The organism is Thalassospira sp. UBA848, assembly GCF_002295455.1.
In the GTDB taxonomy this organism is placed as follows: Bacteria; Pseudomonadota; Alphaproteobacteria; order Rhodospirillales; family Thalassospiraceae; genus Thalassospira.
In genome coordinates this window covers 1-26,537 of sequence record NZ_DBGS01000071.1, presented here as the reverse complement: position 1 = coordinate 26,537, position 26,537 = coordinate 1, and the positions used below count along the sequence as shown (strand labels likewise).

At 54.4% G+C, this 26,537-nt stretch carries 27 protein-coding genes; 5 read left to right on the top strand and 22 right to left on the bottom strand.

All coding sequences use genetic code 11. The features are described 5' to 3' along the window. Positions 1-33 precede the first annotated feature (33 nt). From B2R48_RS09865 to B2R48_RS09850, 4 genes are read left to right on the top strand one after another with little or no spacing between them, the layout of a single operon-like run. Positions 34-1,563, top strand: coding sequence for a type I restriction-modification system subunit M (locus tag B2R48_RS09865; protein ID WP_296999690.1), 1,530 nt, complete (start codon positions 34-36; stop codon positions 1,561-1,563). After that, entirely contained in the window at positions 1,560-2,885 is a 1,326-nt protein-coding gene (locus tag B2R48_RS09860; RefSeq protein ID WP_296999688.1) for a restriction endonuclease subunit S, read from the top strand. The genes B2R48_RS09865 and B2R48_RS09860 overlap by 4 nt, the downstream gene beginning before the upstream one ends. Then, positions 2,885-6,028 carry a type I restriction endonuclease subunit R gene (locus B2R48_RS09855; RefSeq protein ID WP_296999686.1) on the top strand — a complete coding sequence of 1,048 codons (3,144 nt, stop codon included), beginning with the start codon at positions 2,885-2,887 and terminating at the stop codon, positions 6,026-6,028. Before B2R48_RS09860 ends, B2R48_RS09855 begins: the two co-directional genes overlap by 1 nt. Positions 6,029-6,061: 33 nt before the next feature. Then, positions 6,062-6,595 (top strand): hypothetical protein, encoded by a 534-nt coding sequence (locus B2R48_RS09850; protein ID WP_296999685.1) that lies wholly within the window; start codon positions 6,062-6,064, stop codon positions 6,593-6,595. Between the two features lie 71 nt (positions 6,596-6,666). Here B2R48_RS09850 and traI read toward each other — a convergent pair whose 3' ends face one another. From traI to B2R48_RS09785, 13 genes are all read right to left on the bottom strand, one after another. After that, complete coding sequence (traI, locus tag B2R48_RS09845; RefSeq protein WP_296999683.1) at positions 6,667-7,791, bottom strand: TraI/MobA(P) family conjugative relaxase; 1,125 nt, start codon at positions 7,789-7,791, stop codon at positions 6,667-6,669. Further along, on the bottom strand, positions 7,788-8,162 hold the full coding sequence (locus B2R48_RS09840; protein ID WP_296999681.1) for a plasmid mobilization protein: 375 nt from the start codon (positions 8,160-8,162) through the stop codon (positions 7,788-7,790). Before B2R48_RS09840 ends, traI begins: the two co-directional genes overlap by 4 nt. A gap of 75 nt (positions 8,163-8,237) precedes the next feature. Continuing rightward, positions 8,238-10,394 (bottom strand): zincin-like metallopeptidase domain-containing protein, encoded by a 2,157-nt coding sequence (locus B2R48_RS09835; protein WP_296999679.1) that lies wholly within the window; start codon positions 10,392-10,394, stop codon positions 8,238-8,240. Then, positions 10,387-10,638, bottom strand: coding sequence for a hypothetical protein (locus B2R48_RS09830; protein ID WP_296999677.1), 252 nt, complete (start codon positions 10,636-10,638; stop codon positions 10,387-10,389). Before B2R48_RS09830 ends, B2R48_RS09835 begins: the two co-directional genes overlap by 8 nt. Then, positions 10,635-12,443, bottom strand: coding sequence for a type IV secretory system conjugative DNA transfer family protein (locus tag B2R48_RS09825; RefSeq protein WP_296999675.1), 1,809 nt, complete (start codon positions 12,441-12,443; stop codon positions 10,635-10,637). The genes B2R48_RS09830 and B2R48_RS09825 overlap by 4 nt, the downstream gene beginning before the upstream one ends. Next, a complete protein-coding gene (locus tag B2R48_RS09820; RefSeq protein ID WP_296999674.1) occupies positions 12,443-13,396 on the bottom strand; it encodes an ATPase, T2SS/T4P/T4SS family in 954 nt (317 codons plus the stop codon). Before B2R48_RS09820 ends, B2R48_RS09825 begins: the two co-directional genes overlap by 1 nt. Next, the gene (locus tag B2R48_RS09815) at positions 13,396-15,606 is read right to left on the bottom strand and encodes a hypothetical protein (RefSeq protein WP_296999672.1); all 2,211 of its coding nucleotides are present in this window, start codon (positions 15,604-15,606) and stop codon (positions 13,396-13,398) included. Before B2R48_RS09815 ends, B2R48_RS09820 begins: the two co-directional genes overlap by 1 nt. A gap of 4 nt (positions 15,607-15,610) precedes the next feature. Beyond that, positions 15,611-16,702, bottom strand: coding sequence for a TrbI/VirB10 family protein (locus B2R48_RS09810; RefSeq protein WP_296999670.1), 1,092 nt, complete (start codon positions 16,700-16,702; stop codon positions 15,611-15,613). Next, positions 16,699-17,769, bottom strand: a complete 1,071-nt coding sequence (locus B2R48_RS09805; RefSeq protein WP_296999668.1) for a TrbG/VirB9 family P-type conjugative transfer protein — start codon at positions 17,767-17,769, stop codon at positions 16,699-16,701. The genes B2R48_RS09810 and B2R48_RS09805 overlap by 4 nt, the downstream gene beginning before the upstream one ends. Further along, complete coding sequence (locus B2R48_RS09800; RefSeq protein ID WP_296999666.1) at positions 17,766-18,512, bottom strand: type IV secretion system protein; 747 nt, start codon at positions 18,510-18,512, stop codon at positions 17,766-17,768. The genes B2R48_RS09805 and B2R48_RS09800 overlap by 4 nt, the downstream gene beginning before the upstream one ends. Further along, entirely contained in the window at positions 18,500-18,685 is a 186-nt protein-coding gene (locus B2R48_RS09795) for a hypothetical protein (protein ID WP_250280665.1), read from the bottom strand. Before B2R48_RS09795 ends, B2R48_RS09800 begins: the two co-directional genes overlap by 13 nt. Beyond that, complete coding sequence (locus B2R48_RS09790; protein ID WP_296999662.1) at positions 18,676-18,969, bottom strand: hypothetical protein; 294 nt, start codon at positions 18,967-18,969, stop codon at positions 18,676-18,678. The genes B2R48_RS09795 and B2R48_RS09790 overlap by 10 nt, the downstream gene beginning before the upstream one ends. Further along, a complete protein-coding gene (locus B2R48_RS09785) occupies positions 18,966-20,168 on the bottom strand; it encodes a hypothetical protein (protein ID WP_296999660.1) in 1,203 nt (400 codons plus the stop codon). Before B2R48_RS09785 ends, B2R48_RS09790 begins: the two co-directional genes overlap by 4 nt. Here B2R48_RS09785 and B2R48_RS09780 point away from each other — a divergent pair. After that, positions 20,155-20,577 (top strand): hypothetical protein, encoded by a 423-nt coding sequence (locus B2R48_RS09780; protein WP_296999658.1) that lies wholly within the window; start codon positions 20,155-20,157, stop codon positions 20,575-20,577. The genes B2R48_RS09785 and B2R48_RS09780 overlap by 14 nt on opposite strands. Positions 20,578-20,582: 5 nt before the next feature. Here B2R48_RS09780 and B2R48_RS09775 read toward each other — a convergent pair whose 3' ends face one another. Genes B2R48_RS09775 through B2R48_RS09735 form a run of 9 tightly spaced genes read right to left on the bottom strand, consistent with a single transcriptional unit; the run spans position 20,583 to position 26,391 of the window. Further along, positions 20,583-21,434: a hypothetical protein gene (locus B2R48_RS09775; RefSeq protein ID WP_296999656.1), complete on the bottom strand. Its 852-nt coding sequence runs from the start codon at positions 21,432-21,434 to the stop codon at positions 20,583-20,585. Beyond that, positions 21,431-21,613 carry a hypothetical protein gene (locus B2R48_RS09770; RefSeq protein WP_296999654.1) on the bottom strand — a complete coding sequence of 61 codons (183 nt, stop codon included), beginning with the start codon at positions 21,611-21,613 and terminating at the stop codon, positions 21,431-21,433. Before B2R48_RS09770 ends, B2R48_RS09775 begins: the two co-directional genes overlap by 4 nt. Beyond that, the gene (locus tag B2R48_RS09765) at positions 21,595-23,985 is read right to left on the bottom strand and encodes a VirB4 family type IV secretion system protein (protein WP_296999652.1); all 2,391 of its coding nucleotides are present in this window, start codon (positions 23,983-23,985) and stop codon (positions 21,595-21,597) included. The genes B2R48_RS09770 and B2R48_RS09765 overlap by 19 nt, the downstream gene beginning before the upstream one ends. Continuing rightward, positions 23,982-24,281, bottom strand: a complete 300-nt coding sequence (locus tag B2R48_RS09760) for a hypothetical protein (RefSeq protein WP_296999651.1) — start codon at positions 24,279-24,281, stop codon at positions 23,982-23,984. Before B2R48_RS09760 ends, B2R48_RS09765 begins: the two co-directional genes overlap by 4 nt. Next, positions 24,278-24,592, bottom strand: coding sequence for a TrbC/VirB2 family protein (locus B2R48_RS09755; protein WP_068518714.1), 315 nt, complete (start codon positions 24,590-24,592; stop codon positions 24,278-24,280). Before B2R48_RS09755 ends, B2R48_RS09760 begins: the two co-directional genes overlap by 4 nt. Before the next feature lie 18 nt (positions 24,593-24,610). Next, complete coding sequence (locus tag B2R48_RS09750) at positions 24,611-25,051, bottom strand: hypothetical protein (RefSeq protein ID WP_296999649.1); 441 nt, start codon at positions 25,049-25,051, stop codon at positions 24,611-24,613. Further along, positions 25,051-25,794, bottom strand: a complete 744-nt coding sequence (locus tag B2R48_RS09745) for a conjugal transfer protein TraL (protein ID WP_296999647.1) — start codon at positions 25,792-25,794, stop codon at positions 25,051-25,053. The genes B2R48_RS09750 and B2R48_RS09745 overlap by 1 nt, the downstream gene beginning before the upstream one ends. Continuing rightward, positions 25,781-26,017, bottom strand: a complete 237-nt coding sequence (locus tag B2R48_RS09740; protein WP_296999645.1) for a helix-turn-helix transcriptional regulator — start codon at positions 26,015-26,017, stop codon at positions 25,781-25,783. Before B2R48_RS09740 ends, B2R48_RS09745 begins: the two co-directional genes overlap by 14 nt. Further along, positions 26,014-26,391: a TraK family protein gene (locus B2R48_RS09735; RefSeq protein WP_296999643.1), complete on the bottom strand. Its 378-nt coding sequence runs from the start codon at positions 26,389-26,391 to the stop codon at positions 26,014-26,016. The genes B2R48_RS09740 and B2R48_RS09735 overlap by 4 nt, the downstream gene beginning before the upstream one ends. Positions 26,392-26,537: the final 146 nt, after the last annotated feature.

Genomic DNA, 26,537 nt, shown 5'->3' with positions numbered 1-26,537 from the left:
CAGTGTGAGCGAAATTGAGGAATTTTAAGAAAAATGGCAAAGCAAACCGATAACAACGGCTCAGATCTCGGCATTGAAGCCGAACTTTTCAAAGCCGCCGATAAATTGCGCGGCAATATGGAGCCTTCCGATTACAAGCACGTTGCCCTCGGCCTGATTTTTCTTAAACATATTTCCGATAATTTCGAAGCCAAACGTGCCGAACTTTTGGCCGATTATCCCGACGGTGCCGAAGATCCCGACGAATACGCTGCAGAAAACGTCTTTTGGGTTCCTAAGGCTGGACGCTGGTCACATCTGCAAGCCAATGCCAAAAAATCCGACATCGGCAAACTGATTGACGGGGCCATGATCGCGATTGAAAAGGAAAATCCGTCCCTTAAGGGCGTATTGCCCAAGGAATATGCCCGTCCCGGCCTGAATGCCGTGATGCTGGGTGAATTGATCGACCTGATTTCCGGCATCACTCTGCAACAAGGCAAGGACAGATCGCGCGATGTCCTTGGTCGTGTGTATGAATATTTCCTTGGTCAATTTGCCGGATCGGAAGGCAAACGTGGCGGAGAATTCTATACCCCTCGGTCGGTCGTGCGCACGATGGTTGAAATGTTGGAGCCCCATAAAGGTCGCGTCTACGATCCCTGCTGCGGGTCGGGCGGCATGTTTGTGCAATCAGAAAAATTTATCGAGGCCCATGAAGGCCGGATTGGCGATATCGCGATCTATGGACAGGAAAGCAACTATACCACTTGGCGTCTGGCCAAAATGAACTTGGCCGTGCGCGGCATTGATGCCGATATCCGTTGGAACTCAGAAGGCAGCTTCCACAAGGACGAATTGCGCGACCTACGCTTTGATTACATCCTTGCCAACCCACCCTTTAACATCTCTGACTGGGGCGGCGATAAACTGCGCGAAGATGGCCGCTGGAAATTCGGCATTCCCCCAGTTGGTAACGCCAACTTTGCCTGGCTGCAACATATCCATCACCATCTCGCCCCCAATGGCACAGCGGGTGTCGTTCTTGCCAATGGGTCGATGTCCTCAAGTCAGTCTGGTGAGGGGGATATTCGAAAGGCGATGATCGAAGAAGACGTGATCGATTGCATGATCGCCCTGCCCGGACAACTGTTCTATTCCACCCAAATTCCCGCCTGCCTGTGGTTCCTTGCCAAAAACAAGAAAAATCACGGCTTCCGTAATCGCAGCGGGGAAATCCTGTTCATCGATGCCCGTAAGCTCGGCCATATGGTTGATCGCACACGGCGTGAATTCAGTGATGACGACATCGAAAAAATCGCCGAGACCTATCACCGCTGGCGCGAAGGCCGCGACTATCAAGATGTGCCGGGTTTCTGCAAATCTGCCAGTCTTGAAGAAGTCCGTTCCCACGATCACGTTTTGACACCGGGACGTTATGTTGGTGCTGAGGTCGAAGAAGATGATGGGGTTTCGTTTGAGGAACGCTTTGCTGAACTAGAGAAGTATCTGGAAGATTACTTTTCAGAGTCTGAGAAACTCACTAATCAAATTCGAGCAAAGTTGGGGGGTATCCGCTTGTGAGAAGCTCTCCGACTGACCCGCAAGGTTTGAGACTAGGTGACTATTGTAGCAAGATTGGTAGTGGAGCAACTCCACGCGGCGGAAAAGACGCATATCTTGACAAAGGTCCTTATTCGCTAATTCGCAGCCAAAATATACTTAACGAAAGTTTCTCCTTCACAGGACTTGCTTACATTTCGCAAGGACAAGCTGATAAATTATCAAACGTCGAAGTTATGGAAAATGACGTTCTTTTGAACATTACCGGGGACAGTGTCGCAAGGGCTTGTCAAGTTGCGCTTGAAGCGCTTCCTGCACGTGTCAATCAACATGTTGCAATTATTCGACCTAGACCAGATGTAATTGATCCGCGTTTCCTCCGTTATTTTTTAGTATCGCCTGAAATGCAAGCACATATGCTAAGCCTTGCTGCTTCGGGAGCTACGCGAAATGCCTTAACAAAGGGAATGATCGAGAACTTCAAAGTTCCAAATATTCCCATACATGAACAACGTAACATTGCAAACTTGCTGGGAACGCTCGACGACAAAATCGACCTAAACCGCCGAATGAACGAAACGCTCGAAGCTATGGCGCGTGCCTTGTTCAAGGACTGGTTTGTCGATTTCGGCCCGACCAAGGCCAAGATGGATGGGCGTCCGCGCTATCTCTCGCCGGAAATCTGGAACCTGTTCCCGGATCGCCTTGATGATGACGGCAAGCCGGAGGGATGGTGCGAACAATCCGTTCACGACCAAGCCGACTGGGTAAATGGTGCAGCCTATAAGAATATGCACTTTTCACAGGAATCTGATGCATTACCTGTGATCAAAATCGCTGAGCTGAAATCTGGAATAACCAAGAATACAAAATTCACGAATACAGCACTTCATGAGAAATATCGTATCTTTGATGGAGAGTTGTTGTTCTCGTGGTCAGGGAACCCAGACACATCGATTGATACTTTCATTTGGGCAGGCGGCGATGCATGGCTCAATCAGCATATCTTTGCCGTTCGTTCAAATGGAAAACGAACCAAACATTTCCTTTATTGTATGCTTAAAAGCCTAAATCCAGAATTTGCCGAAATCGCCAGAAACAAGCAAACAACGGGACTAGGCCATGTCACAAAGCAAGACCTCAAGGAACTAAAAATTTTCATCCCCTCGCGGGACGTTCTGGAAGAATTCGACAAACTCTGCTCTCCATTGTTTTCGCGTATTTTTTCTAATCTGATCGAAAACAGAATTCTTGGCCAAACCCGCGACTTCCTACTGCCCAAACTGATGTCTGGCGAAATTCGCGTTGGCGATGCCGAAAAAATTGTTGAGGAACCCGTCTGATGGCCTATCTGTCCGAAGCCGAAGTTGAAGCTATCCTGCTCGAACACTTTATGGCTTTGGGCTATGCCCGTTTGAGCGATGGTACCGCCGGGCCGGATGGTAACGCACCCGAACGGGCGGCGTATTCAGATGTGCTGTTGCAAGATCGCCTGAAACAGGCGATTGATCGCCTGAATCCCGATATTCCAGATGATGCCCGCCATGATGCCCTGACCAAAATCATTGCGGTTGAAATGCCTTCATTGGTCGCCGAAAACCGTCGCCTGCATCGTGCGATGGTCGAAGGCGTGCCAGTTGAATATTACGACACCGACGGCACCATTCGCGGTGACAAGGTGCGTCTGATTGATTTTGAAGATCCCGATGCCAATGACTGGCTGGTAATGGATCAGTTCACGGTGATTGAAAACGGCTATAACCGCCGCCCCGATGTCGTGGTATTTATCAATGGTATGCCGGTCGGTGTGATTGAACTTAAAAATCCGGGAACGGAAACTGCCGATCTGACCAGCGCATTTAATCAGCTTCAGACCTATAAAACCCAGATATCATCCCTGTTTCGGACCAATGCGGTTCTGGTAACGTCTGACGGGGTGATGGCGCGTATCGGATCGCTGACGGCCAATGAAGAACGTTTCATGCCCTGGCGCACCACCGATGGGCGGTCTGTCGCCGCCAAGGGCAGCCCGGAAATGTCGGTTCTGATCGAAGGGGTATTTGAAAAGCGCCGGTTTCTGGATTTGATCCGCGATTTTACGGTATTTTCCGAAACCGATGATGGCATTGCCAAAATCATCGCAGGCTACCACCAGTATCATGCGGTTTTGCATGCACTTGAAAGCACAGTTTCGGCAACGGCCCAAGACGGCGACCGTAAGGCGGGCGTGATCTGGCACACGCAAGGGTCAGGCAAAAGCCTTCTGATGGCGTTTTATGCCGGGCTTCTGGTGCGGCGGTCTGATATCATGGAAAACCCGACCATCGTTGTCATCACCGACCGCAATGATCTGGATGAGCAGTTGTTTGGGACCTTTGCCAAATGCCGCGATCTGATCCGCCAAACTCCGGTGCGGGTCGAAAGCAGAGATGATCTGCAAAGGCAGCTTATCCGCGCCTCGGGCGGGGTCATTTTCACCACGATTCAGAAATTCTCGCCGCCTGATGGCGAACGGGAATATCCGGTTTTAACTGACCGGCGCAACGTGATTGTGATTGCGGATGAGGCCCACCGAAGCCAGTATGGGTTCAAAGCACGTGTCGCTCAGAAAACAGGCGATATTGCCTATGGCTTTGCCAAATATATGCGCGATGCCTTGCCTAATGCGTCCTTTATCGGCTTTACCGGGACACCGATTGAAAAGGTTGATGTCAATACCCCGGCAATCTTTGGCGACTATATCGACATTTACGATATCAGCCGTGCGGTCGAAGATGGTGCAACCGTTCCGATCTATTATGAAAGCCGACTGGCACGGATCGACATTCCCGAAGACGAAAAGCCAATCATTGATGCCGAAATTGAAGATCTGACCGAATACGACGAAGAGCCTGTACAGGAACGTCTCAAGCAGAAATGGTCCAAGGTCGAGGCATTGGTCGGTGCGGAAAAGCGCATTGCCATGCTCGCCGATGATATGATCGATCATTTCGAAAGCAGGGTGGCGTCTATGGATGGCAAGGCAATGATTGTCGCCATGAGCCGTCGAATTTGCGTTGCTCTTTATGACGCCATCATCGCGCGCCGTCCCGACTGGCATTCCGACGATGATATGGAAGGCGTAATCAAGGTGGTCATGACCGGTTCGGCATCCGATCCCGAAAACTGGCAACCGCATATCGGTAACAAGAAACGCCGCGATACCCTTGCCGCACGGGCCAAAGACCCAAAAGACCCGCTCAAGCTCGTGATTGTGCGCGACATGTGGCTGACGGGCTTTGACGCACCCTCCATGCACACGATGTATATCGACAAACCCATGCGTGGCCACGGATTGATGCAGGCCATTGCGCGGGTAAACCGCGTATTTGCCGACAAACCGGCGGGGTTGATTGTCGATTATATCGGCATTGCCCAGAACCTTAAAAACGCGCTGGGTCAATATTCCCCTGAAGACCGCGATAAAACCGGTATTGACGAGGCAGAGGCCGTCGCCGTCATGCAGGAAAAATACGATGTCGTCTGCGCGATGTTCGACGGATTTGATTACAAGCGCGGCATTACCGGAACCGGACAGGAACGCTTGGCCGTGATGGCCGGTGCGATTGAATGGGTTCTTGATTTCCAACAAAAAGAAGCCGCCGCCAAGAAAACCGAACTTGAAAAGAAACGCGCCCATCGCCGCTATCAGGATGCGGTTCTGGCTCTATCCAAGGCCTTTGCCCTTGCCGGTGCCAGTGACGAGGCGCGTGCCATTCGCGATGAAGTCGGTTTTTTCCAGGCGGTTCGTATCGCGCTTGTGAAATCAAACGATAAAAGCGGCATGTCAGCTGCGGAAAAACAATTCGCTGTTCAACAGCTTATCGATCGTTCAGTTGTGTCTACTGAAATCGTCGATATCCTTGGCGCGGCAGGGCTTGAATCGCCCGATATCTCTATTCTATCCGATGACTTTCTCGCCGAAATCAAGGAGATGGAGAAAAAGAACCTTGCCCTTGAAGCCCTTAAAAAGCTTCTCAATGATGAAATCCGTTCACGCAGCCAATCCAATGTGACCGAAAGCAAAAAGTTTTCAGAACGTCTCGAACAGGCGATGATGCGTTATCACATGAACGCGATTAGCACGGTCGAGGTTTTGCAGGAACTGATCGAAATTGCCCGTGATATTCGTGAGGCCCGCAATCGCGGCGAGGAGCAGGGCCTTTCTGAAGAAGAAGTTGCGTTCTATGACGCCCTTGCAGAAAACGCCAGTGCGGTAGAGGTCATGGGCAATGACGCGCTCAAGGTGATTGCGCATGAACTGCTAACTGGCCTAAAGAACAGTGTTTCTGTTGACTGGCAGCATCGCGACAGTGCACGTGCAAAAATGCGGGTTCTCGTCAAGCGAACCTTGCGCAAGTATGGGTTCCCGCCCGATCTGCAGGATCAAGCAGTCCAAACTGTTCTGAAACAGGCAGAGGCTCTTTCGATGAGGTGGAGCGCTTGATCGTGAATCGTGATGTGTTGAGAGGGAGAGGGCATGTTCTTAACCAAGAACCCTGTCTTGCTGGGTGAGGCACCAAAAGGTGAGCACAGTTATGCATTCAATTGGAATGCATGGACCACATTGCGATTGGCTGATTCTGTTGGGTTTAGTGCGAACAACATTCATAAGTATTTTCGTCCCCGGAACTTGCTTGACGAAGTTCAATTGACCGGGCCGGATACGTTTGATCCTTTCGATCACCAGAGTGCAATTCAAAATGTTGGCAATGTTATCAGTCCTGGAGACAGGGTGATATGCGTTGGCTCGCGGGTAACAAAGGCAGTCGCGGACTATTTCCAGCTTGATAATTCGGAAATACCAGAGTTTATACCCTGGTGTTCTTGGGGGAGGCCCTATCAAAACTGCCAGTTTTCTCGAATCCCTCACCCAGCTAATCGAGCGGGAAGGTGGTGTTATAGCCAGGGACAACCAGCTCAACCCAAGGAGGCTGTCTCCTTTCTTATTGCGACGGTTAGAGAACGCTACTCCGATGCTTTTCAGCATCTACTAGATGCCATGGAAGATTAAGTTTCGTTTTGCGGCATTGGTTTTTCTGATTAGGCGAGGGGCAACGCTAATCGCTATTTAGGAATTCGATTTCATAGTTTGAGAAAAACTGGGGCATATACGTTTGGCGGTAACTGGCGCTGTTTTTCTGCAGTATCAAAAACATTCAGCAGTTCTCGGTGAGCGGTGATTAACACCATCGCCAGCGGATCCTGATAAGCCTCCATGAGCAAAAACATCTTCCAGCTTCGCAATGCTCTTGCCGCTAGGCCGGGCTGCCGGGGCAGGAGCTTCCGTTTTCCAAGGTAGCGCCGCCAGAGGGCAGAGGTATTGCGGTGCCGGACAAGAGGGCGGGGTTTGTAGCGGCGTTTTGCTCTGACTTGATGCTTTTCTTTGCCATGTGGCTTAGCTTTCTGCGCTTCAAACACTCCAAACCGTCCTTCAAGCTTCCTCTTACTGCAAGATCGGTCCAACTGGCTGGCCTTCATTGCCTGCCCATCCGGGCTCATCAATACCATCCCGTTGCCACGTAGTTTGAGATGAATGTCATATCCGGCCAGAACCTTATGAGCTTCGTGCCAAGTTTTCGCCTTCCCCAAACCTTCCAGTATTTCCTCACGATGTTTCAACACATGCCGCTGGAATGATTCCTGCCACGTATGGGCTTCATAGTTCCGTGCTGCAGGCGACAGCTTGTTCGGATCCCGTGCTTTACCATCAGTCATGCCAGAATCGATTGCGAGACCGTGTTTCCTCTCCATCTCGCGCGAGACCTTGGCGAGGATTTTAAAATCCCGATGTGGTGTGACGACCTTGAGCGTTTCCGGATGCACCTTGTTAAAGGCGATGTGCATGTGGAAATTATCGGTGTTGATATGTGTTCCCGCCACACGCTGATGATCGCCGTATCCAAGCGCTTTGGCATATTCGACCTCGATGGCCATCAGATCATCTTTGCTCAGTTTGTCTTGCTCGCCGGGGCGGAAAGATACGACAAGGTGATAGGTTTTGTCGGCTATATCGGGCTTTTGCCGCCGAACCGCTTCGATCTCCAAAAGGGCAAGATCGAGATCCTCGATATTTTTGCCGGCATCGCAATTGCGGATCCAGAACTGATGTAGCTTCTCGCCTTTTTCCTCGGCTGCGGCGATGTATTCTCCCAGGCGCGTGTAGTTATCTGGCACCCCGGATTTTTTGCCAATCTTGGTCGCAATCATGACTTGGTCTGTTTTCGTTTGCCCGGCTGAAGCTTATCGCGGATCTCGCCAATGGCGGCTTTGAGCTCTGCCTGTGTTTCTTCAATATCGCGGATCAGATCATCGAACTTTTTGAGAAGACCTGCTGAAAGCGGCTCATCAAGCGCCAGCTTGAACAGGTTACCCAAGCGAGCCTGATCGGCATTGACCTTGAGCAGATCGCGAATGCCCTGCCAAGCTGCAAAGTCAGCGGCACTGGGCAGCTTGGTATTCATCAACAATCGTTTGAGCAGTTCCGAGCGGGACAGACGCATCTGATTAGCCAACTGATCGATGCGCTCTTTCTCTTCGTCGTTAAGATAAGTTTTTATGATGTGGCGGTCGGTGGCCATGGCGTGGTTCCAGTATCGATAAAAAGGTGCCGGTGGCGCGCATCGCGCCACCGGCCCAAGGGGTAAGAAGTGGGATCAGACCGCCAAGCTTGCGGCCTGCTGCTCGCGTCCCCGTGTTCTGGTTCGGGACTTCGGTTTGCTGAGACCCAACTGGTCGGTGACGACACGTTTCAGCGCCTCAATCCCGCGTTCCCGATGAATGTCGTTGAAATCGGTCAGGCCTTTGGCTTTCTCCGCATCACTCAGATCCGGGCGGAGGATCTTCGCCCCGGTCAACTCGGCGGCGCGCTCCGCCCCTTTGATCCCGGCATTGATCTTCTTGGCGTGATCGTCATCGGCGGCAATCACAAGTGGCCGATCTGGATGCTTCTTGTGAATTGCTTCTGCCACGGGGGCGAGATTGCCGGAATCAAGTGCGACTACGACAGTAAGGCCGCTGGCCATATGTAGGCTTTGGCCTGTGGAATAGCCCTCAGTCACGATCATCGGGCCCTTGTGATCACCTTCGATCACATGCATCAGGCCGCGCTTTTTGCCGTCCTTGAGATACATCTTCGTACCATCGGGATGGATGGTCTGGATGTTTTCGATAAAGCCTTTGTCATTGGCCATCGGCATGAGCAGGTTGCCCGACTGATCAATGCGCAGATCGCCAGCAGGCACCTGTTTGTTTTGTAAATATGGGTGATTGCTCGGCGCTGGTTCGGCGTTCTGGAAAATCCCGTAGGCCCGCTTGGCGATGGCACGATATTGCGCACGGAGTTCCTGTTCCTGGGCTGCCTTGCGGGCAGCCGCTTCGGCTCTGGCTTGTTCCAGCTCCTTCGGATCAACCTTGGTGCCGGTCGCCACCCATTTGACCGGATCCTGCCCGGATTTGTAATTGGTGATGTTGCCTGCCGGAAGCCCTTCGAGGAACCCGCGATAGGAGCCACTTTTCTGGCCTTTGCGATCTCCTTCGACCGCTACCCGGTGCCATTTACCGTCCATGGTCGGTGGCCCATCAAGGATCAGACCGTTTTCCTTCAGCGCCTCCGCAAATTCCTGCTCCGGACTGATCCTAGGCTCAGGGGCTTTGGCCTTGGTCTCCTGCCAGCGTTTGAAGGGCGCAAGCTCCATATTATCTCGTGCATACCAAGCCTTGGCCCGGCGATCCCATTTTGCGCCCAGCGCCTTGGCTTCATCCTTCTCACTAAACGGCACATTGAGATAGATGCGTTTGCGCTCGATGTTGGTGTCCTGGTTGGGAGCCTGTGACATCTCATCATTCATGGCATTTTCCTTCTGTTGTTCAACAGCCGGGTTTTGGGCGATGGTTTTGGCTTGTTCTTTGGCTGTCTCCGGGATCAAGCTTTGGCGCAGATCCGGCTTCATGATCCAGGTGCGGATGTTTTCTGCATCCCGCGCAGCGGTGAACAGCGCATTGCGGTCTTCCTTGATCGCTTTCATCCAGGAGCCGACATAGGCGGCGTGGCGTTCTGGGTAATGGCCAAGGCCAAGCTCGGTGGTCAGCATGTAGCTTGCGATCTCGGCCCGCAGTTCTTCCTTGGCGTAAACTTCCGAGCCAAACGGCCCGAACTCGCGCGCCATGCGGGATCCATGGCCGGTGGCATGGCCAAGCTCATGCAAGGCGGTGGCGTAATACTCGTACTGACCTTTGAAGGCGGCCTGATGGGGCATATGGATCTGATCAGTTGAGGACCGGTAAAAAGCCCGGTCGTTCTGATCATGGAAGATCGGAACATTGCCCTGTTTGAGGATCTGCTCGGCGCGTTCGACCGGGCTGAAGGTCGGCTCCGGCGCAATATAGGGTGCGAGGCCATCAATCTGTTCAGCATTAAAGACGACAGCATGAAACACCCGTGGACGGTCCAGCCGCACGTCGCGGGTTTTGGCGACACCCTTGTCGTCAAGAACCGGCTTGCCGTTTTCATCCAGCACCTTCTCGCGCTCGGACCATTTCCAATATTCGATCATGGTGCCTTTCTCACCCTTTCTGACTTGCGCGTCCTGGGCCGTTGCCTGGCGATAGGTCATCCAGCGCGGATCGGAGCGCCCGCGCATTTCAAGCCAGAGCGCATTGATGCCGCGATAGTCCTTGCCTGAAACCGGATTGAAAGGAGCCATACGAACCTTTCCCGGCTCCCACGGCTTTTGCCAGGGTGCTGTGCCCGCTTCGATATGGCCAAGCAGTTCTTCGACCACCTGATCGCGATAGCTTTTCTTCTCAGCCATGGTTCGAACCCTCCGCATCAGCAGTCGGGTCGATGCCATCAAAGTGACTGTCGAGTGCGTCATCGGAAGACAGCGCGTCTTCGCTAAAAGCCCCCATGGCCTCGGCAATATCCGGATCGACGGGGACCGGGCCAATCTGGCTTTCGGCATTGATCATGGAAGAGGCAAGCGCGAGATAATCCTGATCATCGAGACCGGCAGAAGTGGGGGTGTTAGTGTTGTTAGATGTATTGGGTGTCTTCATGATTTGGTTCCTTTGAGAGAGGCAGATGTGTTGGACTGGATCGCCATTTGGGGCGGCGTCATGCGCGAACGGCGTGAAAGCTCGCGATCCAGGAAATAGAGCTTTTGACGGCCAAGAATGGGCGGCAGACCGGCGACAAAGATCAGGGCATCGCCGGGGACCGGTTTGCGGCCCTCGGTATCAATGATCTGCAGGCGCATGCATTCATCAGGGGTGAGCAGAGGGCGCGAGGTCTCGGCAAGATTGTCCGAGACCGATCCGAGATCGCCCATCCGGCCAGAGCGCGATCTGCGTTTCTGGACGATGGTTGCTTTGCCGGTCATGTCCGAGAGCAGCTTGGCGGTTTCGAGTTTGTTTGGCGTGAAGGCGACCCTGATCTTACAGTTGGCCATGATCGACTCATCGCGCCCGTAATGCTTGAAGAGCTGTTCGGTGTTCTGAACGATGATCATGGCTTTGAGGCCATAGCCCGCCATGAAGGCCAGTGATTCCTCGAAGATCTCCAACTTGCCGATGGAAGTGAACTCATCGAGCATCAAAAGCAAGCGATGCTTGTATCCGGCGACTGTCTGGCCAGACCCAAACTCCATGCGTTCGGTCAGACGACGCATGAACAGGTTGAGGATGATGCGCAGCAGGGGCCTCAAGCGATCCTTGTCGGCAGGTGAAACGACAAGGAAGAGTGCCATCGGCGCTTCACCATTCATCAAATCATGAAGGCGGAAGTCGCTGGTTGCTGTATTGCGCGCGATGATCGGATCGGCAAAGACAGTGAGCTGCGTTTTGGCGGTTGAATGCACGCCTGAACGTTCCTGCGGGGCCTTGATCATCATGCTGTTGGCTCCACGCCGAACTTCCTTGTTCACATGGGCTTTGCCGTGATCAAAGGCGGCCATTTCGGCAAGGATATGCTCGAAATTGTCATCAGCCTGTTCAGACTGGCCGTCTTCGCTTGGTTGTCCGGTGATGCCTGAAAGAAAGATGTTCACATCATCAAAGCAGGCAATCCGGTTTTCATCGCGTCTTACGCGATAGATGACATGAAGCAGCACGACTGAGAGCCAGCCCCAGCCTTCTTCGCGCCAGTAGTTTCCAGACATGCCCTTGCCATCCGGATCAATGATCATCGCGGCAATGTTCTGACAGTCGGCAATATCCTGTTCGCTATCGATCCGAACTTCGGCCAGCGGATTAAAGCGAGCAGAGCCCGAAGGTGCGGCAGGCTCAAACCGCAATACCCTGTGACCGATGTTTGCAAGCCAGCCGCCAGTCTTGGCGAAGTTCTCACCTTTGATATCAAGGCAGAGAATGCTTTCACGCCAACTGAGTAAGGTCGAAAGGATCAGGCTGACACCTTTGCCGGTTCTGGTTGGTGCCCAGACCAGAACATGTTCAGGTCCGTCATGACGCAATTCACGGATCCGACCAAACCAGGATGGCCAACCACCGATGACAACCCCGTCTTTGCGAAACAGGCGTGCTTTCTTGAGATCCTTCAGCTTTGCCCAACGCGCCGAGCCATGCAGCTCATCGCCCTTGCGATTGCCTTTGAGGGTGCTGTTATTGGCACGAGCAGCCAGCGCCAGTGCGCCGAACATGCAAAGTAGCCCAGTGATGCCGATCCACAATGCTGGATAGAGCATTTCATCGGGAAGGCCTGCCGGATGGGTGGCAGCTTCGAGCGACCATTGCCACCAACGATGATCCAGCGCGTCAAAGCCCACAGCCAGATGCCATTGCCAGAGAATGGCAGTGATCATCGCAAGTAGGATGACGGGAAGAGAGAGGCGGTAAAGAGCAGTCATCACACCACCTCCTTGCCGTCTTTAAGTACATAGCGATCATTGCGCGGCTCCCAGATATCGGTGATCCGCCGCCAGCCATCGGCGTTGCGTTTGATCTGAACGACAACATCAACCAGTTCGGCCAGAAACTCCGGTACACGGGGCATGGTTTCACCGGCCCAGGCGATGTTCTGATCGAACTTGCGGTGAATAGCTTGCCAGGGGCTTTCGGCATGGATGGTGCACATAAAGCCGGTGACACCGGAATTAAGGGCCGCCAGTGCGGCAAAGGCATTCTGGGTGCTGATCTCACCAAACAGGATATGGTCAGGAGTGATCCGCATCAGGTGATCATAGATCTCGCGCCAGCCGACCATGCCGCTACCCGTTCCGGCCTCACGCGCCGCAATCAAGCCATTGCCATCCCAGAACTGCTCGATATGCAGTTCTGGAGTGTCCTCGATGGCCAGCACGCGCCGGGCAGGCTCGATGGTGGCGAGCAACATATTGAGCAAGGTCGTCTTGCCCGTGTTGGTCGCGCCACTGATGATCATGTTGGCGTCATTGGCGACCTTCTCGATCAGATAATCACGGATCGCCGGTGTTACCCCGGCCTGTTGCCAGGACGGGGTGAAAGGATGTTTACAGCGGATCGCGAGGCTTAGATGAGATCTGACCGATGCACCGACGAGGATCTCGCAGCGATGATTGCCGGGCAGGATGCAGGAGAGCTTTGGATTGTCATCGGGATTGAACTTTAAACCGCGCTGGTTGGCGAGGCTGATCGCGATCCGCTCAATGGCGGCCAGTGTAAGAGCAGGATCTTCGATCTCGCGCTTGCCTTCCCCGCGCCGTTCAGTGACGACGCGGTGAGGTCGGTTCATGCGGATTTCGACGGTTGAGAGGTCGCCGTAATAGGTAGCCAGAGGACCGAGGATCTTCTCAAACAGAGGATTGGGGGAAAGGGCGTTCATTACCACCATCCCCAACTGCCCATGCAACCGCTTTTGATGCTGTCGGTATGTGCAGGATAGTTGTATTTGTTGGGCTCATAGAGCGTCCAGTAATCGTTGCCGGAACGCTTCTGATGGATTGAGCTTTGCGCAGAGAGCGTGGTGCAAGTCTTGCTGCTTGGTTCGCCGATTGTTTCGCCATCTTCGCGAACTGTTGTTCGGGTGCCGACAGCTGCTGAATAGTTGCAATGGTTGGAGTTGTAGACCGTGCGATTTTCGTTATAGCCGTCAGAACCGCCAACCCGGACAGTGACGGTGCCGGTCGCATTGCCGCATGGTCCGCCTGTATGGTTCTGTGGAGCAGTCCAACTTGAATGCGTCGGATCTGCCCATTGGACCGTCGCACTGCACACATTCCCCAGATTGGCCGGTGTCGCTTCATCGACTTTCAGGCCGTAGGTCGTGCCATCGGGCCGCTTATAGGTGTTTACAAGATCGCGCCCTTCAAATCGGGTGCAGTCCTCATACCAGATATCGCCATTGGCTTTCGGTCCCTGGCCATCATAGACATAGGCTGTCTGTGGCTCGCCTGGCAGAACTTCACTAGTCTTGATGTTGTAACGACCTTTCGGCGTGCCTTCGATATAAACCGTGGTCAGGCGATAGGCGAATAGCTGGTCATCATGGTTTTGCCAGCCGGTGGTCTCGACATGATGCGGGTAGGCAACCTCGCTATCCTGGCATTCGGTGACATATTGCGGAATGCCATCGAGCAGATAGTAAAACCGCTCGCGACCATAACTTGTGCCAGCCGCAAGATCGTGGTTCCAGAGTGAAGGATTGTCACAGCCATCAATCGTCGATTGGATGGCGATATTGGTGCTGTCAGGTTTGCATTCGGTGATGAATTGCTCAACCCCGTTAACCACAATCTGCTTGCGGCTTTGGCGGGTGACGGTGCCAGCCGCCTGATTAATGATCGGAGCGCAAACTTCCTGACCCGCGGCACTTTTGTAGACGGTTTCGTGTGGGTATTCGGTGCCGTTGTCCGAGCAGGCATCGGCCTGCCACGTGGTGCCGTTCAGCTCATAGATATGGCGTCCGGTTTGATAGGATCGACCAGCGGCAAAATCATGCCGGATTGAGCAGCCATCGGTTACCGAGACAAGTGGAACCGCCGCAATTTCTTCGGACGGTTCGCAGCTTCTGACCTGGACTTCATTGTTGCTCGCATTGACATAGACAAGGGATGCCTGTGGGACAGCCATCATCTCGTTATAATCAAGATAGACCGAGCAGGCCGAGGTCTTCTCTGTGATGTCAAAGACGTTGTCTTCATCCTTCAGGCAATCCGTGACTTCCTGACGGTTGCCGCCGCCATCGGTGTAAAAAAGCAGATACTGTGCGGTTGCCTGACGTGTTTCCATGTCGATGGTATCGCCGCAAACTGAATAGCTGCGATCCAGTGGATACCGATCTGCACCATCTTCGCAGGCCCCTGCGCTTACATTGCCGTCTTCGGTGGTTTCGACACGGCTTTGCTGGACCGCGACGAGCTGGGCCAAATCCACCCGGATGTTGCAGCCTTCCGTTGTGACACGCACGTTCGGTGTGCTGGTATCTTCCTCAACATCAAGAGCTGATGGCGTCGAATACCCTGCAGCATCGGCATTCTTTGATGCATTCGATCCGACATTGTTTGAGGCACCGGTATCAGCCTCAGCGCTTTCGGTTTCCTTTTCTTCTTTGTCGTCCTCTTCCTCGACATCATTCAAGCGCTGCAGAGCCGCAAGCAGAGTTTCCTGATCGCCCTCAATGGAGACAGGAGATGCCGGATCGAGCTCGGGGCTATCAATATTGAATTGGGCGACAAAATCGTTTGAATCGAGTGGTTCCGATTTGCCGTCTTTTTCAACGCCGGTCAGCACCAGTTGAGCGATCAAATTGTCCTCAAAGGTGACATAGCGGGCATACGCCTTGGCAGTGACACCTTCGGTCAATTTGGGAGGCGCACCAGGCACGTCGACCAGTCCGAGATCAATCGCCATCGGTTCATTCTCAGACACGGCGGTGCGGGTTTTGGCGCGGGTGACGATATTCACCTTGCGTACCATCTCCTCGATGCCAGGCTCAGCCTGCGAGGAGGCGGTTGCTGGTTCGGCCAATTGCGCCAGTGCCGGAGAGACAAGACAGGACGACAGGAGCAAACACCAAAGGGTTCGTTTGTTCATGCTTTTACTCCACATTTGCGATGTACCAGTCCGTTGCTGGACGGATCTGAAGGCGGGTGCCTTGGGAAATGGTGATGATGGGTTGCAGTGAAAGCGTCTCTTCAAGGACGCTGGCGCTGATCTCGCCAAAGCGGGTCGAGAGTTCTTCGGCTGCTTTCTCGGCAGCCGCGGTTGCGACTTCGCCGTCGCTGTCTTCTGATTTTGTGGTGGCAGCGGCATAGCGGACAGCCGTCGAAATTCCGGTCAGCATGAAGGCGGTGCCATAGCGTTCCCAGAAGCGGCGATCCACTTCACCAGCAGCGCCTTGCCTGCCCTGAATGTCGCTGATCGGGGAGGCAAGCTGGCGGATCTCGGCCCGGTGTCCGGCAATGAGGATCCGTTCGCAGGCAATCGACAGGCGCGAGCTGCCCATGTCTTTGGGTGGATCGTAATTGCAAATCAGCCGCGACCCTTTGGGGATCAGGACATTGCGCCCGTGATAGCCATAGACATCACGGGCTGATTGGACGATCACTGTCCCGGTTGCATCGCCACCAACCTGACTGTTGATCCCGGTTTCCAGAATGACGGTGATGTAGCGATCTGCCGTAATGATCCGACTGTTATCGACCGGAAGCGTGGAGGTCCGGCGCGGGCCTTCATAATCGGCTTTCTCGTCCTCACTGACCGGAAGATCGAGTGGATCAAGTGAGGCAGGAGGTGCCATGCGCGGAGGGGCAGCATGGTCCGAACCACCGGCCATGTCAGAAGACTGCCATGCCGGAGCTCCCCAGTCTGACGACAAGGAAACGCGATGTTGCCAGGCGGCTTCCAATGCCATGCGATAAGGATCCGGCGCGGGAGGTTCAGGAACAGGTTCAGGTTGCGGCATAGGCTCGGGAGCCGGAGCAGGCTCTGGTTCCGGTTTGGCTTCCTTGATGATGATTGGTGGCATAGTTGGGGCAGGAGCTGCTGGTGCTGGTGGCGGCGGGGCTGGAAGGGCCCAGACCGATGGATCATCAGCAGGCAAGGTTGGCGGTTCATTGACGACCGGTTCGGCACAGACACCCCCAAAGGTCAGGCCCAGCACCAGTGCAACATCACAAAATGCACTCATGCGCCTTCCCCGGTATATTCAATACAGAGGAAGCTCTTGCCGCTTTTGAGCGTGATCAGCGGTCGGGTGCTTTCGATGATGTAGGTCTCGCCCTGGACACGGGTATTGACCAGCTCATCAATGCCATCGACCACCACATAGGCAGTCGGCAGTTCGATATCCTTCCAGCGCTTGCCAAAGCGGATATAGGTGAAGTGGTCATCCCGAAAGACTGTCTCCGGGCGCAGTGTTTCATCGCCCCAGAGATCATACTCACCCCACCCATGCAGGGCGTTCGGGTCAAACGGGGATTGCGCGACAAAGTCTCCTTCAGGCGTGCCCGGATTGGTGTCGCTCAGTCCGGCAATCGCAGTATCGATAGCTGCAGACTTGTTGCCTTGCCCAGGAACAGACATCGCCGGAAGGCTGGCTTTACCGTTGTCGTCAAATCCAGCAACTGCCGGATCGCTTTCGATCTGAACGGATCCTTCAATCCGCACAATCAGATCGGGCACATTGACCGAGTTGAAGCTCTCAGCCCTCAGATAAAACGGATAAACAGCACCTGATTTGCCATAGACGACAAGTGAGGTGTCATAACCGTATCCGCTGGGGCGCACAGCCAAACGCCGTTCACCGCGTGGTTTGACAGAAAACCCGCCATCATCGCCAAGATCGACCGCTTCAATCTTCTCACCGCGTGGCAGTTCAAGCACGGTGACCATGAACTCGCGGGTGCGGATCTTGTAAGTACAATCATCACACAGATCGGTCGCATAAACCGCTTCGCTCGGATCTACTTCATCCCACACATCCTGAACCTGGCCGCTGGTGCGCGGACGGCTCATTGCGTTGAAATAACCTTCATTTTGATCGCGTGCCTGTTCGACCACGCTCTCGGGCACAGGCATGGCTGGCGCGGATTGTTGCGGAGCAGCTTGCGTACCAGAGAATGGTTGCTCCGATTGTCCTGGCATGGGTGGGCGTGCGGCGGTCTGCGCATTGGCCTGCTTATAGCCAAGAATGAGGACCGCCAGAATGAGGCTGCCAAAGACGATATGGAAAACAAGATTGATCAGGCGTTTCATGACGCGCCTCTTTCTCTAAGCACCATGTCGAGCACGGTGACGCCAAAAGGATTGGTGTATTTGTCGGCTTCGGAGACGTTCTGCAGGCGGGTTGCCAGCGTCAGGTAAGCGCGCAAGTTCTTGCGCGAGATCTCTTTGCCGCGACGATGGTCGATCTGGATGAAATCGACCGCGTATTTATGATCTGAGGACAAGGTGGCGATGGGATCGATGGAGACGATCCGCACTTCGCGTTCGATGCCTTTTTCAAGGGCTTCGGTGATCAGGCCACTATCGATCCGCTCGCGTTTGAAGCGTTCCCAGAAGCTGGCATCCGATAGCCGGGAGGCTTCGCGCTGGCGTTCTTGCTGCGTGACCGGATCGATCTCGTTGGTGATCAGGACAAAACGTTTTGCCTGGGCTTCAAGGAAGACTTCAAAACCTTCGACCTTCTTGCTAACCGGTTCGACAACATAGGTGCGGTCATCCGGGCCATAGGTCCGGACCAGAGCAATCTCGGTTTCCTTGAGCGGAACGAGATGCGCAACGGTTTGCACCAGAACGACCACGCCAGCGCCAAGCACAATGTTGGTCCCGGCAGACAGGCGCAGCATCCAGGCGAGCCTGCGATGGCTGGCCTGAAAGCTGAACGGATCTGCAGCAACGGTGGCTTTGTGCGTTGAGGTGGTTTTGTGCGTTGAGGTGGTTTTGACCATCGACTTGCGCCCGTTATCGCGTTTGCCGATGCTCCCTAGCCAAGCCATGAGAAACCCTCACCATTGAACTCAACTGGATCGCAGACACAGGGGCTGAGTTTCATCTCATCGGTGCCGGTTCCGTCTTTGGGGATCTCACGGTCTTTTGAAACGGAGACACAGCCGGACAGGAAAACGGCAAGGCAAAGCATTGGGACGAAATGTTTGGGGATCAGGCGCATGGCTGCGATCCTTTCTGATTGGGGGCGGTCGGGGAGGATGAAGCGCCCAAGCCAAGAACAACCCTGGCAAGGGCAAGGACGAGGGAAAGCGCAATCCAGATATGAACGGCACTGCGCATCAGACCGGCCAACTGGTCGGCATCGACTTCCCGAAGGGCCATGACGAACACGATCAGGCTTTCCGGCGAAAACATGCCGGTCAGAACCAGCAGCCAGAGCGCGACGAACGGAAAAACGGCGATGATGAGGAACACATCACGCAGGAATTTCTTGAGACGGTTCATGGCTTGCCTCCCCGATCAAAGGTCGGTGTCTTGAGGCGTTCCATGACAGCATTCTTGGCGGCAACGAGACTGTCTTTGGCAGCTCCTGCAGCTCCAACCGGATTGCGGGCGGCTCCCGCACCCAGAAGAACAGCATCAAGTGCGGCAGAAGCACCGCCCGGCGCGTATTTTTTGGCTGCATTGACAAGTGAAAGACCGGTTGCGGTCATGCCAGCTGTAATGACGGCAGCGGCCTGATTGGTCAGCTGGGATCCGGCAATCGAGTTGGCCATGCCGGTGGCCTCGGCCATAAAGGCTGTCCCCATCCAGCCAAGAACGATGGCAACCCACAGACCCGGATTGTCGATTGATGTGATCTCGCGAACATTCTCGGTGTTCTGGATATCAAGCGATGCTGCACCATAGAGACACAGAGCAAGTGCCAGCGTTGAACCGAAAAGCACCATAAAAGCGGCGAAGACAGTTCGAACCCCGGTGATTGCCATGCCGCGTCCCCAACCAAACCCGACGGCAAGCATCAGGATTGGGGAGAGGGCCGAGAACATCATCACGCGGAAGATGCTGACAACAACCTGGCTGAAATAAACAATGATCAGGATGATGTAGGGCAGGGCGAGCAGCACGCCGTAGACCCCGGCCATCAGATTGCCGAGCGAGATGGACGACCAGATTTCAAAGGCGATGCGCAAGACAACGAGTAAGCCACGCTCGGCGACGTAAACGAGTTGTGCCATGCCGCCCAGTGAGGAGGCTTCACTCGGGATCGTGGCGGCTGTAATGCCACCTTCCATACCGGCAGACAGAACAACGCCAGCAGCACTACCCATCGTTGATAAAGCCATCTGATAGATGGAATTTACGAGAGTGGGCCCTTGCCCGCCGAGCAGCAGACCAGCTATAATGATGAACGCAAATTCATGAGCGAATCCAATTAGATCGCCCTTTCCCATGATCATCTTGCCGCCATGAATGACGATCCATAGGCCAACGACGGAGAGATAGATGAACCACATTGGGTCGAGCAGCACAGTGCTCAGGTTCTGGGTAAAACTGTTTGCCAGATCGACATACTCCGTCACCACGTCGCATGTCAGGCACATCAGTTCAGTGCTTGTGTTCGTTCTACCGCTCATAGGGGGGTTGTCCTTCTTGCCAAGTGTGACAGCGCAGGCAAATTCGCTTGGCGTGGCGCTGAACAAAGGCGATTACTTGGATTGGGATTATTCGGTGTCCGTTTGGACCGATCTCCAGACGGGTAGCGAGTTCGACAAGGAATGGGATCAAGTGATGCCAGCCTACGAGAACCATCAGGATCTGATCGCAGGCACTCGCGAGGAGGTTTTGCAGAAGCTTGCTAATCACCCGCAGGGTGATCTGATCAAACGCGGTCATGACCTGCGTCTGGTTTACGACGTTTGGAAAGATGCCTACCGTTCGATCCTGCCACCAGGTGCGAAGGCGCAGCCATGGAACCAGCTTACTGGCTGGAACTGCACCTATGTTAAGAGGCGCAACATCTTCACCGGTGGCTGCAATGACATGCCGGACTGGCGTACCGAAGCTGATATCAAGAACCACAATGCGTTCATCGCCAGAGGCGGAAAGTAAGCCGATCATTCTGCCGCCTCCGCATCTTCGCGCTGCTGGGGCGGCAGGTATTGCAGCAACATGGTAGACTGGATTTTGACCAACTGGGCCATGAGTTGCTGCTGCTGAACTTGCTGGCGGTTTGACATCGCCATCCATTTGGCAATTGCCATGAGAAGACGCTTCATATCCGCCGCACCGTTGGTGCCAGCTTCGAGCTCTTCAATGGCCTGCTGAATTTCCTCTGCGCTTTGAACAGTCAGATCGCTCTGAGCCAAGCCGGTTGTAACGGCATCTTTGGCCAGTTCTTCACGTCTGGCTTCGACCATGGCACGGGCCTGTTGTTGGGCCTGCCATTTGGCCTTGTTGACAGGGTGATCCGGATTGGACCAGACGCCGCTGGCGGAACCTGAACCATTGTTGCTGCCTGCAAACTCACTACCTTCCGGGAAAGTCCAGGTCGAGGGATCGTTCGGATCAAACCAAAGCGACTTGCGATAGATGCTGCGACCCTCGCAGATGCTAAAGAAGTCGAGATCATCGAGGTTCATGCCAGGCATCAGACCAGACAAATCCGGCGTCAGACATTGAATGTCGCGCATGATCCGGTTGGTGAGCTTCTGCATGTTCAGCACTGGCAGAGTGATCTGCCCCATGGCCCCGATGGCATCAATCGTGCCCTGGGCTTGAGCGCTCAGCTTGGTCAGCCATTCAGTATGCTGTTTGAGCTGATCAATCTGCTTTTGCATCTTGCTCAACTGCTCGCCCAACTTCGCAATGGCAGACACATCGATCACCGGATAGGTGGCATAAGCAATGGCCGGGGTAGCCAGAACAATCCCAAACGCAAGAGCGACAGAACGAAGACGCCTGTTCATGATCGATCTCCTGCCAGAAGAAGGACAAGCATGAAGATCAAGACAGCACTGGTTGCGTGCGGCCAATGCATCATCGCAATCAGGCCGACAGCGCCAACGAGGCTGGTTACAGCCATCATTAAAAGGGATTGTTTGATCATGTCCGGGTGATCGCAGTTGCTTAAAGATGGCTTGGCCATGCGTCCCCCCATTTGCGTTGAATGGTGGCCAGATCGTTATTGGCATCCGGCCCGGAACGGTAGAACCGCGCAGCATCGCCAAGCGGTGTCAGATCGACATCAAGAATGGCGCTTTCCTCAAAGCCGCTGGCTTCGTCGCGCTTGATGATCAGAACCCGCCGATCATTCTTCTTGCGTGATCGCGTGCGGCCCTGGACAAACAGCTTTTGTTCTTCATTGAGATTGAACGGCTTGAGGCTCTCTTCCGTGACCTTGGAGTTCGGGAAGAAGATCATGGTGGAGGTGTTTTCAATGATCGCTTCTGCCGCGCCGGTTTTGCCAAGGCCTGCCGGATCCTGAAACGCCATGCCAACAGCACCGCCAAGTTTGCGATATTCGCGATACATCTCAGCTCCCAGATCGCGGAAGCCGGGGTTGGAAAGAAGCTTGGCTGCTTCATCAATGAAGATGACAAAGCCACCATTACGCCCGGCAACAGATTTACTGATGGCCTCCGAGATATGACCAACCACCGGCCCGCCAAGAGCCGGATCTGCCAGTGCCTCGTTCATGTTGATCCCGACCATGTGCGACTGGTTCAGAAGACCGCCGAGGCTGTCATGCGGTGCATTGAAGATGTGGCTGCGAAGACCTGTATTGCCTTTGTCATCCGTCACCCACTGAGCAAAGGCACGCCGGAGGGCGGAGCGACGGGCAAAGGCAAAGGGATAGATCGCATTGAGCGTGCGGTGTGGTGGCTCAATCTGGAACGCTAGATCGACGGCATGATTAAGTGCATCGATGTCGCCATCTTCCAGATCAATCCCGGCAAGTGACTTGAGGATCGCATAGACACGTTCGCGGTTCTTTGGCGTGTCGTCCCCGACATCCAGCGGGTTGAGCGACAGGCCGTCATAGGCTTGATAAAGACCGCCCATGGCTTCGACCATGAAGCGCGTGCCTTCCTTGGAATCAAAGATGTAGGAGCGCACATTCTCAAACTTCGCAAGGCCCCCCATCAGATGCATGATCAGGGTGGATTTACCGACCCCGGAAGGCGCAAAGACCAGAAAGTTGCCCAGCGAGAACGGTTTGTTGACAACCTGAAACTGGAACGCATAAGACTGGCCAGTAGGTGTTTTAAACCAGCGCACGGGTGCCGGGCCGAACTGGCTCGCCAACATGCCGGTTGCGGAATGCGGCAAAGCCCAAAGGGCGGCGATGTTCTGATCGCGCAGATCCAGCGGAGCCATGAACTGACTACCCGGCAGTCTGATCTTGCGTTTGGAGACGACAGGCAAGCGGTTAAACCAGCAGACTGGTGCGCCCTTGGTTTGCACGGCATAGCCGATCCGTTTGTTGCCAAGGATTTCTGTGATCTCGCGGATTAGGCTGTTGAGTTTTTCCTCGGTTTCGGCACGGGGAATGATCTGAAACTGCGTGGCGAAAAGGGCAGTTTTACCTTCGGCCAGAAGATCCAGAAGCGTTGATACTTCCGCCGCTGCTGCTGGGTTGCCAAACCATGAGTTTGATTCACCTGCCATGCGGCGCTTATTGACCAGCATTGCCTGGTCGCTGCCCCAGGGATCACAGATCTGGCAAATCTCGATATCACCCTGCAGGGCGAGGATTTCGCCGATCAGATGGCCCGACACCGTTTCCGGCCAGAGTGTAACCGTAATGACCTTGTGAAACTGGCGGGCCGGAACATGGGTTGTGATGGTGCCGGTCACCTTGTCGCAATGAAGGTCAGATGCTGGAAGGTTTGCGGACAGATTATGACTGGTTGCCGGTAGGTCACGGCGATAATCGCCGCTGACCAATCCGTTGAGAAACCCGGAAAGCAAACAAGGCTGGTCGTCATCAGTGCGTGCAAGCAGTTCCGGGCGATATTCCGAAAGAATGGCCGGGATCTTCTCTTCGGCATCCAGCAAGGGCTGCATGGTCTGAGTGGTTGCCATCAGATACCAATCGATAAAGTAGCTTGATTTATATTGCCGGGCTTCTGCGGTGCCGATCTCATTGAGCACGCTATTGGGCCAGCTTGCATGAGCGGTAATCTCGCGCTGGCGTTTGACAGCGAACAACCGGACAGTGACTGATCGTTTGCCAAGTTCCTGCAAAAGAGACTGGCGACCGAGCAACAAGGTTTGTTGCTCGCTCTCGATACGGGCGTCATAGCTGGTCCCTTGCAGGTGCCAGATACGCGACAGTGAACCGTCTTTGCCGTGCACGGTGACGCCATCGACCGGATCAATTCCGTCGAGTTCCAACTCGTCCTGCAGCCAGTCTTGCTCGACATCGCCAAGCAAGAAGCGACGACCTGCCGGAACGACCAGTCCGCCTGCCATGCCGGACACAAGACCGGTGGTGATTACATCGGCCCAAATCATTTGCGACCTCCCGTGGTCAGGAGGCGCTCGGCTTTGCGGCTCCCCCAGAACATCGGGGTCACCAGCAGAACGCGGTCATAGTTCGGATTGATCCGCTGATGTTTGACGAGATAGATCCATGCGCCGACAAAGCCCACGATCCCGCCTGGAATAACCAGGGCAGGAAAATCGAACACGACGGGCAGGACAAAACCCAGAACGCCAACGAGACCGGCAACAAGCAAAAGCGAGATCGGTAGACCGATCAGCGTCATCTGGCGCTGGACCTGAATGAGAACAGCACTGGCGGCTTTCATTTGAGAACCCCCAGAAGACCCGAAGCAATGGCCGGTCCTGCAGTGACCAGGATGCCACCAATCACCATCATGATGCCGCGTTGTGGATCGAGCCTGCCTGTGAAGGCTCCCCAACCACCATAGACGACCAAACCAAGACCAAGCGCGATGGCGAAGATCTTGCCAAAGCCTTCGGCCAGAAGTTCGAGGAAGGAGACAACCGGATCCCACCAGTTGCCACCTGTAGTGTCTTGCGCAAAAGCGGGTTCGGTCATGGCCAATGTTGCAAGGCCAGCGATGACAGCGATTTTGAGAAGGTTGCGTTTATCCATGTTCTGTTTTCCTTGTCGTCAAATCGTCAAAACGGTGAGGACGCCCAGCGTGAAGACGACGGCGACCAGATTGAGAGCGGTGAGGATGGAGATCAGCTTGACCATCTTGCGAAAGCGATCCTGAGCCGTATCGGCAAGGCGGGCGGCTTCCTGCATGGCAGAAAGACGTTCCCGCACGGCATCGGTCAGAGCTTCATTCTTGAAGTCCTCGATGGCGCTAGTGACATCATTGGTAAAGGCTTCTGCCTGTGCCTGGATGATCCCGGACAGGGTGCGGTTATGCTGATCGATCAGGCGGCGATGTTCGTCGAGCACGACCTTATGGATGGTGTAGATCATCAGCACCGGGTCACCGTCCTCAACGGTGACCTGATGAACTTTCCACAAATGGGTGCGCAGCTCTTCGATGCTGTCCATGGTCAGGGGCGGCGGCGGAGCCTCGTCTAGAACGCTGGCCACTACAGCACCGCCTGTTCCATCGAGGCCCCAATGCTGCGCCAGGTCATCATCAGGCGCTGGCGAGACATCAGGGGAAAGTCGACATGTTTACCTGCTTCATCAAAGGTCAGGCGGGCACGCATCATCTGCTCGATGTCATGGCCAAAGGTTTCTTTGCGGACTTCGGGCAGACGGACCAGCGCGTGAATGCGGTTCTTGTTCTTTTTATAAAGTCCGGAATGCTCGAAGCTCTCGACTTCGCCCGATGCGTTCTTCCGTTCAATCCGCCCGAAATATTCATTGAGCCATACGACAACAGGAATATCGGGAACGCTCTGCAGAACCTGATGCAGACCCTGCATCGTGTCATTAAGTGCTTGTCCACCGGTAAGTACGGTATGGAGGCGAACCTCGTGACCGGCGTCAGAGAGCATCTGCAGCGCCTGCGCTTCGACCATATAGCCAAGAAGTGGCAAGAAGGTGCTGGCACCGTTATCGATCACGACAACGCCGTCTTCCGGGCCGGTCATGATCTGTTCGATCAGCGCATCGAAATAACGCGGGTTGATCTCGTCAGGACGTTCGCCCAGGCGAATGGTTTCGACGGGAAAAGCCTTGTATCCGGCAAAGGTCTGGTTGACCGGATCGGTGTCATAGCAATGAAGCGGGGTGTCGCGTTTGAGGTAGTGCTGCGCAAGCAGGCTTGCGACAAACGACTTGCCGACCCCGCCCTTGCCCTGAAGGGTAAGATTAATCAACGCCATCGGCGATAACTCCATCTGAAATGATAATTTTGATGCCCAGCACAGTGGCGAGGCGGAACACGTGGGCTGCAGACAGATCCGTCCTGCCAGCCTCAAAATCTCGATAGGTGCGTTCGCACACGCCGATACATTCACCTGCTCCAGCTTGGGTAAGGTGTTGGCTCTCGCGGGCTTGCCGCAGGCGGGTGTGAAGGGTGAGGTAGTCTGATTGCCAGGGGCTCATTGCGATGCATCCGTCTCGTCGGAGGCATCGTCTTCTGGGTCATCCCCGCCCCATAAGCGATCCAACGCTGCCTGTTCTTTCGCCTTGAGTGTTGGCAAGAGACTGGCGGCTTGAGTGTTGCTTGATGGTAGGCTTGGGGTAGAGGCAGAGGACCGGCTGTGTGTTTTTGCTGGTACTCGGCTTTTTGGTGCTGCGTGCTCAGTGCGCAGGAGCTTTACACGGCGATAAAAGGACCGTCGCGAAATGGTAATCCGACCATCTGCAGATAATTGATCAAAGATCTGGCGGGCGGAGATGCCCTTATCAATTTCTGCAAGAATTTCATCTTGCAGAGCGAGTAATTCTATCCTTGCTTGACCCCAAGTTCCGGCCATTGCAGCATTCCTTGTCGTAGGTGTTAACTACTTGACAAGGATCGGAAATGTATGGTCTCAATTCTGTATCGAAGGTGCAGACAACGTCTGGCTCTCGATCACGAGAATTGGGCAACAATGAGTGCCCCCGCAACCAAAACAACAAA

Bases quoted from the DNA above. Each gene is read 5' to 3' on its own strand.
- B2R48_RS09865 (WP_296999690.1), top strand. From the start codon at position 34: ATGGCAAAGCAAACCGATAACAACGGCTCAGATCTCGGCATTGAAGCC.
- B2R48_RS09770 (WP_296999654.1), bottom strand. From the start codon at position 21,613: ATGGCCAAGCCATCTTTAAGCAACTGCGATCACCCGGACATGATCAAA.
- B2R48_RS09745 (WP_296999647.1), bottom strand. From the start codon at position 25,794: ATGGCGTTGATTAATCTTACCCTTCAGGGCAAGGGCGGGGTCGGCAAG.
- B2R48_RS09805 (WP_296999668.1), bottom strand. From the start codon at position 17,769: ATGAAACGCCTGATCAATCTTGTTTTCCATATCGTCTTTGGCAGCCTC.
- B2R48_RS09840 (WP_296999681.1), bottom strand. From the start codon at position 8,162: ATGGCCACCGACCGCCACATCATAAAAACTTATCTTAACGACGAAGAG.
- B2R48_RS09830 (WP_296999677.1), bottom strand. From the start codon at position 10,638: ATGAAGACACCCAATACATCTAACAACACTAACACCCCCACTTCTGCC.
- B2R48_RS09765 (WP_296999652.1), bottom strand. From the start codon at position 23,985: ATGATTTGGGCCGATGTAATCACCACCGGTCTTGTGTCCGGCATGGCA.
- B2R48_RS09850 (WP_296999685.1), top strand. From the start codon at position 6,062: ATGTTCTTAACCAAGAACCCTGTCTTGCTGGGTGAGGCACCAAAAGGT.
- B2R48_RS09800 (WP_296999666.1), bottom strand. From the start codon at position 18,512: ATGGCTTGGCTAGGGAGCATCGGCAAACGCGATAACGGGCGCAAGTCG.
- B2R48_RS09795 (WP_250280665.1), bottom strand. From the start codon at position 18,685: ATGCGCCTGATCCCCAAACATTTCGTCCCAATGCTTTGCCTTGCCGTT.
- B2R48_RS09755 (WP_068518714.1), bottom strand. From the start codon at position 24,592: ATGGATAAACGCAACCTTCTCAAAATCGCTGTCATCGCTGGCCTTGCA.
- B2R48_RS09810 (WP_296999670.1), bottom strand. From the start codon at position 16,702: ATGAGTGCATTTTGTGATGTTGCACTGGTGCTGGGCCTGACCTTTGGG.
- B2R48_RS09835 (WP_296999679.1), bottom strand. From the start codon at position 10,394: ATGGCTGAGAAGAAAAGCTATCGCGATCAGGTGGTCGAAGAACTGCTT.
- B2R48_RS09820 (WP_296999674.1), bottom strand. From the start codon at position 13,396: ATGAACGCCCTTTCCCCCAATCCTCTGTTTGAGAAGATCCTCGGTCCT.
- B2R48_RS09740 (WP_296999645.1), bottom strand. From the start codon at position 26,017: ATGAGCCCCTGGCAATCAGACTACCTCACCCTTCACACCCGCCTGCGG.
- B2R48_RS09760 (WP_296999651.1), bottom strand. From the start codon at position 24,281: ATGAAAGCCGCCAGTGCTGTTCTCATTCAGGTCCAGCGCCAGATGACG.
- B2R48_RS09855 (WP_296999686.1), top strand. From the start codon at position 2,885: ATGGCCTATCTGTCCGAAGCCGAAGTTGAAGCTATCCTGCTCGAACAC.
- B2R48_RS09815 (WP_296999672.1), bottom strand. From the start codon at position 15,606: ATGAACAAACGAACCCTTTGGTGTTTGCTCCTGTCGTCCTGTCTTGTC.
- B2R48_RS09790 (WP_296999662.1), bottom strand. From the start codon at position 18,969: ATGAACCGTCTCAAGAAATTCCTGCGTGATGTGTTCCTCATCATCGCC.
- B2R48_RS09775 (WP_296999656.1), bottom strand. From the start codon at position 21,434: ATGAACAGGCGTCTTCGTTCTGTCGCTCTTGCGTTTGGGATTGTTCTG.
- B2R48_RS09825 (WP_296999675.1), bottom strand. From the start codon at position 12,443: ATGACTGCTCTTTACCGCCTCTCTCTTCCCGTCATCCTACTTGCGATG.
- traI (WP_296999683.1), bottom strand. From the start codon at position 7,791: ATGATTGCGACCAAGATTGGCAAAAAATCCGGGGTGCCAGATAACTAC.
- B2R48_RS09735 (WP_296999643.1), bottom strand. From the start codon at position 26,391: ATGGCCGGAACTTGGGGTCAAGCAAGGATAGAATTACTCGCTCTGCAA.